The sequence below is a fragment of the Hymenobacter sp. genome, assembly GCF_035709525.1.
Lineage (GTDB): Bacteria > Bacteroidota > Bacteroidia > Cytophagales > Hymenobacteraceae > Hymenobacter.
This window is the reverse complement of sequence record NZ_DASTEP010000170.1, coordinates 92,432-105,321: the sequence shown is the minus strand read 5'-3', so window position 1 is coordinate 105,321 and position 12,890 is coordinate 92,432. Positions and strand designations below refer to the sequence as shown.

At 60.1% G+C, this 12,890-nt stretch carries 13 protein-coding genes and 2 tRNA genes; 4 read left to right on the top strand and 11 right to left on the bottom strand.

What is annotated here, in order from left to right:
• Positions 1-73: 73 nt before the first annotated feature.
• The 8 genes from coaE to VFO93_RS15180 form a co-directional block, all read right to left on the bottom strand.
• Complete coding sequence (gene coaE / locus VFO93_RS15215; RefSeq protein WP_325135244.1) at positions 74-670, bottom strand: dephospho-CoA kinase; 597 nt, start codon at positions 668-670, stop codon at positions 74-76.
• Positions 671-742: 72 nt separating this feature from the next.
• Positions 743-1,213, bottom strand: a complete 471-nt coding sequence (locus VFO93_RS15210; protein WP_325135242.1) for a hypothetical protein — start codon at positions 1,211-1,213, stop codon at positions 743-745.
• Position 1,214: 1 nt separating this feature from the next.
• Positions 1,215-1,550: a preprotein translocase subunit YajC gene (gene yajC / locus VFO93_RS15205; RefSeq protein WP_325135241.1), complete on the bottom strand. Its 336-nt coding sequence runs from the start codon at positions 1,548-1,550 to the stop codon at positions 1,215-1,217.
• Positions 1,551-1,751: 201 nt separating this feature from the next.
• The gene (locus tag VFO93_RS15200; RefSeq protein WP_325135240.1) at positions 1,752-2,249 is read right to left on the bottom strand and encodes a DUF1573 domain-containing protein; all 498 of its coding nucleotides are present in this window, start codon (positions 2,247-2,249) and stop codon (positions 1,752-1,754) included.
• 156 nt (positions 2,250-2,405) lie between these two features.
• Entirely contained in the window at positions 2,406-3,407 is a 1,002-nt protein-coding gene (locus tag VFO93_RS15195; RefSeq protein WP_325135239.1) for an isocitrate/isopropylmalate dehydrogenase family protein, read from the bottom strand.
• 136 nt (positions 3,408-3,543) lie between these two features.
• Positions 3,544-3,855, bottom strand: a complete 312-nt coding sequence (locus VFO93_RS15190; RefSeq protein WP_325135238.1) for a YtxH domain-containing protein — start codon at positions 3,853-3,855, stop codon at positions 3,544-3,546.
• 93 nt (positions 3,856-3,948) lie between these two features.
• The gene (gene nusB / locus VFO93_RS15185; protein WP_325135237.1) at positions 3,949-5,118 is read right to left on the bottom strand and encodes a transcription antitermination factor NusB; all 1,170 of its coding nucleotides are present in this window, start codon (positions 5,116-5,118) and stop codon (positions 3,949-3,951) included.
• A 132-nt stretch (positions 5,119-5,250) separates the two neighbouring features.
• Positions 5,251-6,342 carry a Glu/Leu/Phe/Val dehydrogenase dimerization domain-containing protein gene (locus VFO93_RS15180; RefSeq protein WP_414653593.1) on the bottom strand — a complete coding sequence of 364 codons (1,092 nt, stop codon included), beginning with the start codon at positions 6,340-6,342 and terminating at the stop codon, positions 5,251-5,253.
• A gap of 290 nt (positions 6,343-6,632) precedes the next feature.
• Here VFO93_RS15180 and VFO93_RS15175 point away from each other — a divergent pair, with 290 nt between their 5' ends.
• Positions 6,633-8,426 (top strand): ABC transporter ATP-binding protein, encoded by a 1,794-nt coding sequence (locus VFO93_RS15175; protein WP_325135236.1) that lies wholly within the window; start codon positions 6,633-6,635, stop codon positions 8,424-8,426.
• 103 nt (positions 8,427-8,529) lie between these two features.
• On the opposite strand, the gene VFO93_RS15170 is transcribed toward VFO93_RS15175, so the two are convergent.
• Entirely contained in the window at positions 8,530-9,009 is a 480-nt protein-coding gene (locus tag VFO93_RS15170; RefSeq protein WP_325135235.1) for a hypothetical protein, read from the bottom strand.
• A gap of 324 nt (positions 9,010-9,333) precedes the next feature.
• Between VFO93_RS15170 and VFO93_RS15165 the strand changes: the two genes are divergently transcribed.
• The 3 genes from VFO93_RS15165 (at position 9,334) to VFO93_RS15155 (ending at position 10,391) form a co-directional block, all read left to right on the top strand.
• Positions 9,334-9,407 (top strand) — tRNA-Pro (locus VFO93_RS15165).
• A 121-nt stretch (positions 9,408-9,528) separates the two neighbouring features.
• Positions 9,529-9,602: transfer RNA gene (locus VFO93_RS15160), tRNA-Pro, on the top strand.
• Between the two features lie 114 nt (positions 9,603-9,716).
• Positions 9,717-10,391, top strand: a complete 675-nt coding sequence (locus VFO93_RS15155; RefSeq protein ID WP_325135234.1) for a hypothetical protein — start codon at positions 9,717-9,719, stop codon at positions 10,389-10,391.
• A 50-nt stretch (positions 10,392-10,441) separates the two neighbouring features.
• Here VFO93_RS15155 and VFO93_RS15150 read toward each other — a convergent pair whose 3' ends face one another.
• Positions 10,442-10,969, bottom strand: coding sequence for a hypothetical protein (locus VFO93_RS15150; RefSeq protein WP_325135233.1), 528 nt, complete (start codon positions 10,967-10,969; stop codon positions 10,442-10,444).
• Positions 10,970-11,006: 37 nt separating this feature from the next.
• On the bottom strand, positions 11,007-12,824 hold the full coding sequence (locus VFO93_RS15145) for an ABC transporter ATP-binding protein (protein WP_325135232.1): 1,818 nt from the start codon (positions 12,822-12,824) through the stop codon (positions 11,007-11,009).
• Positions 12,825-12,890 lie beyond the last annotated feature (66 nt).

Sequence of the window (12,890 nt, the reverse complement as noted above, 5' to 3'; positions counted from 1 at the left end):
AATGAGTGAAGGAGTGAGTTGTGAATGAGAGAATTGATTGTTCTGAAAATTCTCTCATTCACAACTCACTCCTTCACTCATTGCGAAACGCCTCGTCCAGCGCTAGCACCTGAGGCAGCACCAATTGCGAGTCGTCGTTGTAGATGACGTAGTCGGCGCGTTGCAGCTTCTCCTCATCGCTGAGCTGCTGGCGCATAATGGCTTGCACGTCGGCGGGCGTGCGGTGCGGGTCGCGGCTCAGCACGCGGGCGGCGCGCACCTCGGGCGGCGCGAAGACGGTGATGATGCGGTCGAGCTGCCGGTAGGCACCCGACTCATAGAGCAGGGCCGCTTCCTTGAGGATGTAGAGATGGCCGGCCGCCGCCTGCGCGGCTACCCAGGCTTCAAAATCCTGACCCACGCGCGGATGCACCAGCCCGTTGAGCTGCGCTACCTGCGCGGCATCTTTGAAGACGCGCTGGGCCAGATGCACCCGGTTTAGCACGCCCTCGGCGGTATAGGTTTCGGGGCCGAAGGCGGCGACCAGCTGCGCGCGCAGCTGCACGTCGTGGGCCATGAGGTGCTTGGCGCGGCTGTCCGAGTCGTACACGGGTACGCCCAGGGCGGCGAAAAGCCGCGCCACGATGCTCTTGCCCGAGCCAATGCCGCCGGTGATGCCGATGCGTAGCATAAAAAGTAACACCAAGCTCCAGCTTGGTGCAGCGTTAGAGGGCGTTGAGACAAGACTGTGAGGCGCGGCCGCTCAACGATTCTCCAAGCTGGAGCTTGGAGTTACACCCGTCGAATCTGCCCCCGGCATCAGGTAGTACGTGGCCGAGTCGGCAGGCAGCGCCACCAGGCGCACGGTGCCGAGCGCCCGGCGCAGCGGGGGCCGCAGCGGCGAACGGAAGGGCGGCGTACCGGGCAGCCGCAGGCGCACCTCGGCGGGCGGCTCGCTAAAGCCCAGCGCCCGGCTCAGCAGGCGCCAGCCGCGGCCCTGCACCTCGATGGTGAGGGTGGGCGGCAGCGGCCGGGCGGGGTGGTAGCGCTGCCGGTTGTAGCGCCACGTAACGGGGTAGTCCAGCGGGGCCACGTGCACCGTGTTGAGGCCGCGCAGCATCCAGAGCGTGCCCGCGATGAGAAAGCACGCCAGCACCACCCGGTAAAAGCTGGGCTCCTGCGCCGCCAGCGGGCGCAGGAACCGGAGCCATAAGCGGGGGGCGGGCGTGGCCATGCTAGGCGGTGGTAGCTACCACGTTATCGTTGGCAGTAGTGGTGGCACCGGCCACGCGAGCAATAGCCGTGCGGTCGAAGCGCAGGCGTTGGCCGCGCTCTACTTCGAGCAGCACGGTTTCGGGGCCTACCTCTACCAGCAGGCCGTGCAGCCCGCCGATGGTTACGACGCGCGTGCCCTTTACCAGCGACTCGCGGAAGGCCTTGGCCTCCGACGTTTTGCGCTGCTGCGGCCGAATCATAAAGAAATACAGCACCAAGCCAATAGCCACCGGAAACACCAGCTGCATGATGCCGCCGCCGGGCGCGGCTTGGAGGAGAAGCGTTAGAAAAGCCATTTTATTGAATGTGGGGGATGTGAAAATGTGAGAATGTGAAGATGGTAGATGCTATGAAAACGGCTGTCATGCTGAACGCAGTGAAGCATCTCTAGCGCACCGCTGGACGGTTTGGAAGAAGCAGTAGAGATGCTTCACTGCGTTCAGCATGACAGCCGTTTTCCATTTTCTCCACCTTCCGCACCTTTCCACATTCCAACCTTATTTCGTGAGGATGTTGCCCTTGATGATGATGGTAGTAGTGGCGGGCTGCGTATTGGCGCGCACGTTTACCTGCTTGCTGATGAGGCCCTGCTTGCCTTTGCTGTCGAACTGCACGTCGAGAGTGCCTTTGGCGCCGGGGGCGATGGGCTCCTTGGTCCAATTAGGGGTGGTGCAGCCGCAGGAGGCGGTGGCATCGGCGATGAGCAGCGGCGTCTTGCCGGTGTTGGTGAAGCTGAAGGTGTGCTTCACGACCTCATCGGGCTTGATGTCGCCGAAGTCGAACTGCGTTTCAGCGAAGGTCATCACCGGGGCGTCGGGGTTGGGTGCTTCGGTGTCGCTAGCTACATTGGGGTTGTCGATGGTCGGGTTGGCCTTGGCATCGTCGGCAGCGGCGGCGGTGGCATTCATGCCCTGGGTGCCGGCTTCGGAGGTTTTGTCGCGGTTGCAGCTGGCGGCCAGCAGGCTGAACGCTAGCAGTACACTAACTTTTTTCATAGGGTAAAAGTACGGCGGCCGGGCGGGTGGCGCGGGCTTCTTACATCAGTCATGCAGAGCGCAGCGACGCATCTCGCGTGGTGCAGTAACCCAAACGTTATTGATTACTACACCACGCGAGATGCTTCGCTGCGCTCTGCATGACCAGTCTTGGCCTTACAGCTTGTTGATAATCGCTTGCGTAAACTCGGCAGTCGAAGCCTTGCCGCCGAGGTCGCCGGTGCACTCGTCTTTGTTGAGGAAGGTAGCGTTCAGCGCCTTTTCGATGCGGGCGGCGTGCTCTTTTTCGCCGAGGTGCTCCAGCATCATCAGGGCCGAGCGCAGCAGGGCGGTGGGGTTGGCTTTGCCCTGGCCCGCGATGTCGGGAGCCGAGCCGTGCACGGCTTCGAAGATGGCCATGTTGTCGCCGATGTTTGCGCCGCTCACCACGCCCAGGCCGCCCACGAGGCCGGCGCAGAGGTCGGAAAGGATGTCGCCAAACAGGTTGGTGGTCACAATCACGTCGAATTGCTCGGGCTTGCCCACCAGCTGCATGCACATGTTGTCGATGATGCGGTCGTCGTAAAACGTAACCTCCGGAAACTCGGCGGCGGCAGCCTTGGCGGCTTCCAGCATCAGCTTGCCGGCGTTTTTGAGGATGTTGCCCTTGTGGGCCATCGTCACGTGCTTGCGGCCGTGCTTGGCGGCGTAAGCGAAGGCGGCGCGGCATATTTTACGGCAGCCTTCCACCGTCACGCGGCTGATGGAGTCGGCAATACCTAGGCGCTCGTCGTACATTTCCAGGCCAGCATACAGCCCCTCGGTGTTCTCGCGAAACAGCACTAAGTCAATGCCTTCGAAACGCGTTTTGATGCCGGGCGTGGTTTGGGCCGGGCGCACGTTCTGGTACAAGTCGTACTTCTGGCGCAGCGTGATGTTGACGCTCTTGAAGCCCTTGCCGACGGGCGTGGTCACGGGGCCTTTGAGGCCCACGCGGGTGCGCTCCAGCGAGTCATACAGCGGCTGGGGCAGCAGGCTGCCGCTTTCGGCCAGGGCAGTTTCGCCGGCATTGTGGGTTTCCCACTGCACGGGAACCTGCGCGGCGGCAAAAATATCAACGACTGAACGGGTGATTTCCGGGCCGATGCCATCGCCGGGAATGAGCGTTACGAGGTGCATAAAAAGGTACCTGTGGATAAAAGGAGGAGCAAACGAGGGTAGAGCCGGCCGGCCAGAAAACAAGAGAGCCTGATACACGCTGGCAGGGCTTGCCGGCAAATATCAGGCTCAATGTCTTAGCAAACGGTCATGGCAACTAGCTAGTGGCGCGGCGCGAGTTGATTTGGCTGATGAGTTGGTCAACGTCGCCGAGCAGCTGCTCGGCCTTGGTTTTGGCATCCTGAATCACGCGCTGGCCTTCGCGCTGGGCCGACGACGGGGCGTTGTCGCGGCTCGTCACGAGGCTTTCGGTGAGGTCGGCCAATACCGAGCGGTATTTTTCGAGCTGGTAGCTGAGGAAAGAGCGGGTTTCGCGGCCGGTTTCGGGCGCGTAGAGCAGGCCGATGGCGGCCCCGGCAAGGGCGCCGCCCGTGAAGCAGAGCAGGCCGGTGGTGGTTTTGCTAGCCATTGTTGAAAGGGTCGGGAAGTGAAAAAGAAAGTGTAGGGTAAGCTTTAGCTTGCCATTCGCAGGCAAAGGCAAGCTAAAGCTTACCCTACATTACTACTGGTTATCAAGCAGGCCGCGGCCCGACTTGCGGATTTCGCCGCTGGCGGCCAGGTCCTGGGCCAGCTTGTCCAGAATACCGTTTACGAATTGCTTGCTCTTGGGGGTGCTGTAGAGCTTGCTGATTTCGATGTACTCGTTGATGGTCACCTTCACCGGGATGCCCCGGAAAAGCTGCATTTCACAGAGCGCCATCTTCAAAATTATCTTGTCGAGCAGGGCCACGCGCTCTACATCCCAGTTCTGCACCGAGTCGGCAATGAGCTTTTCGGACTTGGCGTCGTCTTCGAGCGTCTTTTTGTAGAGCGTTTCGGCGAAGTCGCGGTCGTCCTGCCAGTTGGCGCTCAGGTTCATCAGCTCCTGCTTTTCGTCGGCCGCGTAGGGCAGCATTTTCAGGGTTTTGAGGACCAGGTTGCGCACGATGGGGCGGTTTTCCTCCCAGTTCAGGTCGCTGGCTTCGAGGTAGCGCGGCAGGGCTTCGCCCTTGAATACGAAGTCTTTGTAGATATGGCGCAGCAGCTCCATATCGGTTTCGTAGTCGGTTTCGGCCAGGCCGGTATTCTTGCCGTTGAGGTAGGCCTGCACGGCTTCGTCGGGCTTGATTTCCTTCTGCCAGGCTTCGCGCAGCGCCTCAATTTCCTCGGCGTCCGTCCATTGCAGCTTGCGCTTGATGGTGGTTTGCAGCAGCTGCTCGTTTTCCTTGAGCTTCTGAAAGGCCGCATTCTGAAACAGCCGCGCCGTGCCCTCGGCCTCGAAACGCGGGCCGGTAAAGCGCCGGGCCTCACGCTCGTTGTCCTCTTTGATGATTTCGAGCAGCGCGGGGGCCAGGTTCAGCAGGTGCAGGTACTGGTCGTGAATGCTTTCGGCCCCGTGCAGCAGCTGCCCGCCGTAGAAGGAGCCTTCCTTCTGCACCAGCTGCTCGTAGTAGGCAATGGCGGACTGGAGGGCAGCGGCCACTTCCTTGTCGTCGGAGCCGGTTTCGGGCAGCTCGCCGGTGCGGTGCCACTCGCGCAGCTGCGCTTCGCCCAGCTTGCGCTGGCCTTCGAGCAGGCGGCGGTCGGGGGCCACGTCGGCATTCAGGTCGGGCTCAAACGCCACCGCGATACGGTCGTGGGCCAGCTGAAAATCGGCCGCTACCGCCTGCTGATAGGCGTAGAGGGCTTGCATGACCTTGATTCTGAGGAGGCGGCGGTTTAGCATATTTTAGTGCTTGGTGCTTAGTTATTGGTGCTCAGCGCTTAGTTGTAAAGTCTTAGCAAGCTTTTTAACTAAGCACTAAGCACCAACAACTAAGCACTATTAATAGGTCGATTTTACTTTCCCCACCGACGCGATACGCTCTTCGGCCTGGCGAATGGCGGCGGCTTGCGGGTGGGAGTTTTCCTGCTCAGCTTTGTCGAGCACTTGCAGGGTGTAGTCGTAGATTTTTTCGGTTTGGGCGAGGGCACCCTGGCGGCTGCTACCCACTATTTCGGAGTAAACGTTGATGAGGCCGCCGGCATTTATCAGGAAGTCAGGCGCGTACACGATGCCGCGGCGCACCAGTTCGGGGCCGTGCTCGTTTTCGCTTTCGAGCTGGTTATTGGCCGAGCCTGCGATGACGCGGCACTTGAGGCGGTCGATGGTTTTGTCGTTTACCGTGGCGCCCAGCGCGCAGGGCGAGTAGATGTCCACATCCTGGTCGTAGATTTCATCGACGCCCACGGCCACCGCGCCGAAGCGGGCAGCCGCCTCGTAGGCGCGCTCCTCGTAGTAGTCGGTGAGGATGAGTTGGGCACCTTCTTTTTGCAGGTGCTCCAGCAAGTACATGCCCACGTGGCCCACGCCCTGCACCGAAATGCGCTTGCCGGCGAGGCTGTCCGAGCCGTAGGCTTTTTTGGCGGCGGCCTTCATGCCCATGTACACGCCGTAGGCCGTCACGGGCGAGGGGTCGCCGCTGCCGCCCATGCTCTCGGGCAGGCCGGCCACGTGCTTGGTTTCCATCCGGATGTACTCCATGTCCTTGGTGGTCATGTTCACATCTTCGGCGGTGATGTATTTGCCGTTCAGGTTATTAACGAAGCGGCCGAACTTGCGGAGCAGCGCCTCATTCTTCAGCTTTTTGGCATCGCCGATAATCACGGCTTTGCCACCGCCCAGGTTCAGGCCCGAAATGGCGGCCTTGTAGGTCATGCCGCGGCTCAGGCGCAGCACGTCGTGCAGGGCCTCGGCCTCGGTGGCGTAGTGCCACAGGCGGGTGCCGCCCAGGGCGGGGCCGAGCACCGTATTATGAATGCCGATAATGGCCTTGAGGCCAGTCTCATGGTCGTGGCAGTACACCACTTGTTCGTGCTGGAATTCGGCCACCTGGTCGAAAACCGATGCCTGGGCAACGGGAGCGTCGAGCATCATAGGAGAAAAATTGGGGGTTGGGTGGGAAAAAAGGGAGGGAAGAGTAGGGCGTAACTTTGTTGGGGTACTGGCGCGGGGAACCTCACCCCCCAGCCCCCTCTCCAAAAAAGAGGGGAGCCGAGACTGTGGGTTTACGTCAGCGAACGTAGGCAGTCGTCAGGCTCCCCTCTTTTTTGGAGAGGGGCCGGGGGTGAGGTTCCCGCGCCGGGCCAACGTCCAACACCGTTGCGGCCACAAAAGTACCCAAGTTTTTCCGGTTGCGGCCCTGCGCGCCGCCGCCCTCCTCCCCTATGCCGACCCGCTCGCTCGCCGCCGTCAATTTCCATATCTACCGCTACAAGTGGCATTTTCTGGGCGGCGTGCTCTTCGTGGTGCTCAGCACGTTGCTCACCATTTTCCCGGCGCAGCTGGTGCGCTACTCCTTCGATTTGGTGAACGAGGGCATCGACCTCTACCACCTCTACGCGGGCACCCAGGCGCAGGCGGGCGTATACCAAGTATTTGGGCGCAACGTGCTGTTTTACGGCATGTTGATTATCGCCTTGGCCTTGCTGCGGGGCATCTTTCTGTTCTTCATGCGCCAGACGCTCATCGTGATGTCGCGCCTCATCGAGAACGACCAGAAAAACCAGATATACCAGCACTACCAGTCGCTGCCGCTCAGCTTTTACCGCCGCCATAGCACCGGCGACCTCATGTCGCGCATCTCCGAAGACGTGGGCCGCGTGCGGATGTACCTCGGGCCGGGCATCATGTATTTCTTGCAGCTTGTGGTGCTGTTCATCCTCGTGGTACCGCTGATGCTGATGGTGAACGTGCGCCTCACGCTGCTCACCATCCTGCCGCTGCCGATTTTGTCGGTCGCCATTTTCTACATCAATAACTTAATCGAAAAGAAATCCGACGACATCCAGAAGGCGCTGGCGGCCATGACGACCTTCACGCAGGAGGCGTTTTCGGGCATCCGGGTGTTGAAGTCGTTTGTGCGGCAGCAGGATTCACTGGATAATTTTACGGCCGCTACCAACGAGTACAAGGACAAGTCGCTCAGCCTCAACTTCGTCAACTCGCTCTTTTTCCCGCTCATCATGTTCGTGGTGGGTATCAGCACCATCGTCACGGTCTGGATAGGCGGGCAGGAAGTGATAAACGGCACCATCACGACGGGCACCATTGCCGAGTTTATCATCTACGTCAACCTGCTCACGTGGCCCGTCACGGCGCTGGGCTGGACGTCGTCGCTGGTGCAGCGTGCCGAGGCCTCGCAGGCCCGCATCAACGAGTTTCTGGACGAGAAAACCGACATCGTATCGCGCCGCGACGTGGTGCAGGAAATGCAGGGTGAAATCGTATTCGACCACGTCTCCTTCACCTACCCCGACACCGGCATCAAGGCCCTGCGCGACGTCAGCTTCCGCATTCAGCCCGGCCACACGCTGGCCATCATCGGCAATACCGGCTCGGGCAAAAGCACCGTGGCTGCCCTGCTCTGCCGCCTCTACGACGTGACCACCGGCGACATCAAAGTGGACGGCGTGGACGTGCGCGACTACGCGCTAACCTCCCTGCGCGAGCAGATTGGCTACGTGCCGCAGGATATTTTCCTGTTTTCCGACAGCATCCGCAACAACATCAACTTCGGCCTCGACCGCCCCGACGAGGAGCGCATGGCCCAGGCCGCCCGCGACGCCGACGTGTACGAGAACATCATCCGCTTCCCCGAAGGCTTCGACACCAAAGTGGGCGAGCGGGGCATCACCCTCTCGGGCGGCCAAAAGCAGCGCGTAAGCATGGCCCGCGCCCTCGTCAAAGAGCCCAAAATCCTCATTCTAGACGACTCGCTTTCCGCCGTCGATACCAAAACCGAAAACGCCATCCTCGACAGTCTCCAGCGGGTGATGAAGAATCGCACCAGCCTCATCATCTCGCACCGCGTGAGCTCGGTGAAGCTGGCCGACCAGATTCTGGTGCTCGACGATGGGCAGATTGTGCAGCACGGCACCCACGCCGCCCTCATGGGCGAGGCCGATGGCCTGTACCGGGCGCTCTACGAGCGGCAGTTGCAGACGGAGGATGTAGGGTAAGCTTTAGCTTGCCAGTGGCTGCAAAGCCACCAAAAAGCCCCGTTGATTGCGCATCAACGGGGCTTCTTTACGTTCAAAAGGCAAGCTAAAGCTTACCCTACACCTAGTCGCCGACCATCACGCGGCGCATACCGGTTTTCACGCCAGCCGTGCAGCGCACCACGTAGGGGCCAGCGGGCAGGCTCGTCACGTCGAGCACGACGGGCGTGGTACCCACCACCGTATTCTTGGTCAGCACCGGGCGGCCGTCTTTGTCGTTGATTTCGATGCGCGTGGGGCCGGGCGCGTCGCAGCGCACCGTCAGCTTGTGGCTGATGGGGTTCAGGTCGGCTTTGATTTTGAGCGCGTTGGGGTCAGCGGCCGGCGTCACGGGGGCCAGCGCGATGGGCGCTTGCGCGGGGGCCGCGCCATCGGCGGCGGGCTCAGCGGCTGCTGGTGCAGCGGTGGGAGCCGCAGCGGCTGGCTTCGGGGCGGCTGGTTTGGCAGCGGCAGCGGCGGGCTTCTTGGGAAGCGGCTTGGTTTGGGCGCGGCCGGCGAACGGGGCCAGCAACAAAGCTCCTGCGCAGATAGTAATAAGTCGCATAGAATGGTAGTGATAAAAGGTTGGCAATTTTGATTGGGGTAAAGGTACAACGGCGGACTTTTTTTCGGAAGCACCTTTTACTGGGGTTGGGTTACTGCGGTGCTAATGACAGGGGATGGCGCTGGGAGTACCCTGATTGCCCCTGCTTCAACCGAAACAGTTTTTGAGAAGCATTTTTTTTGCAATTCACAACTCACTAGGAATCTATAAAGTAGCTATTCCAAAACCCTGCCAATCGCGACCAAAGCGACTTTTACAGCAAAAAAATTGTGCAGACTCGTGCATTTATCAAATTTTTATCTACCTTTGTGACTCCAATTCCCTCGGGGTGTAGCGTAGCCTGGTATCGCGCCAGCATGGGGTGCTGGAGGTCGTAGGTTCGAATCCTGCCACTCCGACCGAGGGTTTAGTTGCCCCACGATTAAGCCCCCGACCTTCGGGTCGGGGGCTTTTTCAGGCAAACTAGCCAACAGAATTGGAATACCGGCGCGGAACTGCCCCCTCAGTTTCGCAACCTTTCGGGGTGTAGCGCAGCCCGGTAGCGCGCGTCGTTCGGGACGACGAGGCCGTAGGTTCGAATCCTGCCACCCCGACTAAAAAGCCAGCTTTTCCACTGCGGAAAAGCTGGCTTTTTTCATTTAGTGCTCGGGCAGGCGCAATACTGGCAACTACATTTGCCGGTTTAATACCTCCTGTCTTTTTCATAAATGAAAAAATCCTTTTCCATCTTTCTCTTGTGCGCCACGGCCTCCATCGCCCACGCGCAAAGCCCCATCAAAGCTGGTACCGTGGCGCTGGGCGGCAGCATCAACTACTCGCACAGCAGCGACGAAGTAAATAGCAACACGGGCTATCGCAACGGCAGCTACTCCTCTAGCTATAGCAACAACATACTCAGTCTGAGCCCGGAAGCAAGCTATTTTGTGGCTGATAATATATCGATTGGCCTCTCGCTGAACTATAGCATTCAGGAGATTTCGTTTAGCTCCTCCCCCAATTTCGGTGGCACCAGCTACCGCGATGCGACGAGTTTCCGCATTGGCCCCTTTGTGCGCTACTACAAGATGCTGACCGACCAGTTTGGCTTCACGGGCACACTGGGCGCTGGCTACGAGCACGACAAGCAGCCCGGCCAAACCAATAATTCCGTGGCGCTCAAGTCTAATGGCTTTTACGCCGCGCTCACGCCCGGCTTCATTTTCCTCCCCATTCCGAAGCTGGGCATCGGCGCTTCTGTTGGGGGCCTGGGCTACACCCGGCTTAATGTCGAGCCCGAAACCTCTACTACCAACGGTAGCTACACCCAAACCAATTCTACCTTCGGCGCTAGCTTTGGCTTAGCTCAACTTACGTTTAGCGGTACGTATTTCTTTGGCCGCTAGGCTTTCAGGTTTAACTCAACGGAAAGGCCCGACTTACTGCCGGGCCTTTTCTATTTCACCCCTACCCATAATTCGCTGTTTTCATCGGCCCCAAACTGCTCTAGATAGGGCGGCTGCTTGGTCAGCTTCTGAGCTTTGATTTCCTGCTCGGCGGCGGCGTAGAGCTTGCCGGGGGCCAGCATAAAGCTCGCGCCGGCCAAGCGGGCGTGCAGGGTGCGGCGGCCGGCCGGCACCACGCGGTAGCGCCAGCCAGCGGGTAGCGTGGTGCTCGTATCTGCCACGGTGAGGCCCACAAAGGCTCGGATGCTGTCGTGCGCCTTTTCGGGGTCGTTGTAGTAGAGGTTGGCCAGGGTGCGGGCGGGGCCAAAGCGACCGTTGGCCTGCATGTCGCTGGCTTCGCGAAACAGCTCGCCGAAGCGCGGCGCGCTGACCTTGCCGGCATAGGGCTGGCCGGCCAGCAGCACCGGGGCGGCGGTGGTTTCAAGGGCTACGGTGGGCGTGCGTAGGCCGCCGAGGTAGGCGTAGATGCTCAGGCCGATGGCCGTGAAAATGAGGACGAGGGGAAAGAGAAAACGCATATTTTCAATGAGCAATTAACAATGAGCAGGCTTCATCTTACTTACTGTCTTTCTTATCAACGGGCAGTTGCTCACTGCTCATTGTTACTTGCTCATTACTAGCATACTGCATCCGGTAGAGCTGGGCGTAGTAGCCACCGTGGCGCAGCAGCTCGTCGTGGGTGCCGGTTTCCTTGATTTCGCCGCGGTCGAGCACGATGATGCGGTCGGCCTTCTGGATGGTGCTGAGGCGGTGGGCGATAACGAGCGCCGTGCGGCCTTCCATGAGCTTATCGATGGCTTCCTGAATCAGCTCCTCGGTTTCGGAATCGACCGACGAGGTGGCTTCGTCGAGCACGATGACGCGGGGCTCGTACACCAGCGCCCGCACGAAGCTGATGAGCTGACGCTGACCCACGGAGAGCGTGGCCCCGCGCTCCATCACGGGGTAGTCGAGGCTGCCGGGCAGGCGCTCGATAAAGCGCTGCGCGCCCACGAGCGCGGCCGCTTCCCAGATTTTGGCGTCGCTGATGTCGCGGTTGCCGAGCGTGATGTTGTCGCGGATGGAGCCGGCAAACAGGAATACGTCCTGCAAGACTACCCCAATCTGGCGGCGCAGCTGGCTGAGGTCGTACTCGCGCAAGTCCTGCCCATCGACCCGGATGTGGCCCTTCTGGATGTCGTAGAAGCGGCTGAGCAGGTTGATAATGCTGGTTTTGCCCGCGCCAGTAGCGCCCACGAAGGCAATGGTCTGGCCGGGCTTTACGTGGAAGCTGATGTCTTTCAAAACCCACTCGGGCTCGTTGTAGGCAAAGGACACGTGGTCGAACTGCACGTCGCCTTGCAGTTGCGGCACAGGCTGCGTGCCGGAGGTAGCTACCAGGTCTTTGTTATCGAGCAATTTGAGCAGGCGCTCGGTGCTCACCAAGCCCAGCTGCAAGGTATTGAAGCGGTCGGCAATCTGCCGGATGGGCCGGAAGAACAGCGAGTTGTACATGATAAAGGCAATCAGCTCGCCCTTGGAGATGGAGCCCGCAATCTGGCCTTGCGCGGCGTACCACACCAGCAGTCCCACGCCGATGGCCCCGAGCACCTCGGCCACCGGGAAATAGATGCTGTAGTAAAGCACCGACTTGATGTTGGCCTTGGTGTGCTCCTGGTTTATGGCCTCAAACTTCTTGTACTCGCGCTCCTGGTTGTTGAAAATCTGCACGATATTCATGCCCGTCAGGTGCTCCTGCACGAAGCTGTTGAGCTTGGCCACGGCGTTGCGCACTTCCTGAAAGCTGCCCTTCACTTTTTCCTTAAACACGTAAGTGCTAAAGAGTAGCGGCGGAATAACCGACAAGCTGATGAGCGCCAGCTGCCAGTTGGTGTAGAACATGAAAATCATCAAAAAGATGATTTGCAGCAAATCGCCCACCATCGCGGCCAGGCCCTCGCTGAACACGTCAGCCAGCGTTTCCACGTCGGAAATATTGCGGGTGACGAGCACGCCGATGGGCGTGCGGTCGAAGAAGCTGAGCTTGAGGCTGAGCAAGTGCCGGTAGAGGTCGGTGCGAATGTCGCGCACGATGTACTGGCCCAGCCAGCCGCCATAGTAGGTCTGGAGGTAGCTCACCACCGTGTTCACGACCAGCAGCGCCAGCAGCCACAGCGTCGAGCGGTTCAGCCCGGCCCAGTCGTTGGTGCTGATGTCCACGTCTATCATGCGCTGAATGAGGGCGGGGCGCACGGTGCCCAGCACCGCGGCGGCCACCGTGAGCACGATGAGGCCGATAAACACGCCCCGGTAGGGCTGCACGTAGGCGAGCAGGCGGCGCAGCACCTGCCAGTCGAATACCTGGCCGGTTTTGGTAGCAGAAGTTGGGTCCATAAGTAAGTCGGGCTACTAACAAAGGTCGGGCAGGGAAAGTCTACGGCGCGGGCCAATTCGCAAGTA

Bases quoted from the DNA above. Each gene is read 5' to 3' on its own strand.
- coaE (WP_325135244.1), bottom strand. From the start codon at position 670: ATGCTACGCATCGGCATCACCGGCGGCATTGGCTCGGGCAAGAGCATC.
- VFO93_RS15210 (WP_325135242.1), bottom strand. From the start codon at position 1,213: ATGGCCACGCCCGCCCCCCGCTTATGGCTCCGGTTCCTGCGCCCGCTG.
- yajC (WP_325135241.1), bottom strand. From the start codon at position 1,550: ATGGCTTTTCTAACGCTTCTCCTCCAAGCCGCGCCCGGCGGCGGCATC.
- VFO93_RS15200 (WP_325135240.1), bottom strand. From the start codon at position 2,249: ATGAAAAAAGTTAGTGTACTGCTAGCGTTCAGCCTGCTGGCCGCCAGC.
- VFO93_RS15195 (WP_325135239.1), bottom strand. From the start codon at position 3,407: ATGCACCTCGTAACGCTCATTCCCGGCGATGGCATCGGCCCGGAAATC.
- VFO93_RS15190 (WP_325135238.1), bottom strand. From the start codon at position 3,855: ATGGCTAGCAAAACCACCACCGGCCTGCTCTGCTTCACGGGCGGCGCC.
- nusB (WP_325135237.1), bottom strand. From the start codon at position 5,118: ATGCAAGCCCTCTACGCCTATCAGCAGGCGGTAGCGGCCGATTTTCAG.
- VFO93_RS15180 (WP_414653593.1), bottom strand. From the start codon at position 6,342: ATGATGCTCGACGCTCCCGTTGCCCAGGCATCGGTTTTCGACCAGGTG.
- VFO93_RS15175 (WP_325135236.1), top strand. From the start codon at position 6,633: ATGCCGACCCGCTCGCTCGCCGCCGTCAATTTCCATATCTACCGCTAC.
- VFO93_RS15170 (WP_325135235.1), bottom strand. From the start codon at position 9,009: ATGCGACTTATTACTATCTGCGCAGGAGCTTTGTTGCTGGCCCCGTTC.
- VFO93_RS15155 (WP_325135234.1), top strand. From the start codon at position 9,717: ATGAAAAAATCCTTTTCCATCTTTCTCTTGTGCGCCACGGCCTCCATC.
- VFO93_RS15150 (WP_325135233.1), bottom strand. From the start codon at position 10,969: ATGCGTTTTCTCTTTCCCCTCGTCCTCATTTTCACGGCCATCGGCCTG.
- VFO93_RS15145 (WP_325135232.1), bottom strand. From the start codon at position 12,824: ATGGACCCAACTTCTGCTACCAAAACCGGCCAGGTATTCGACTGGCAG.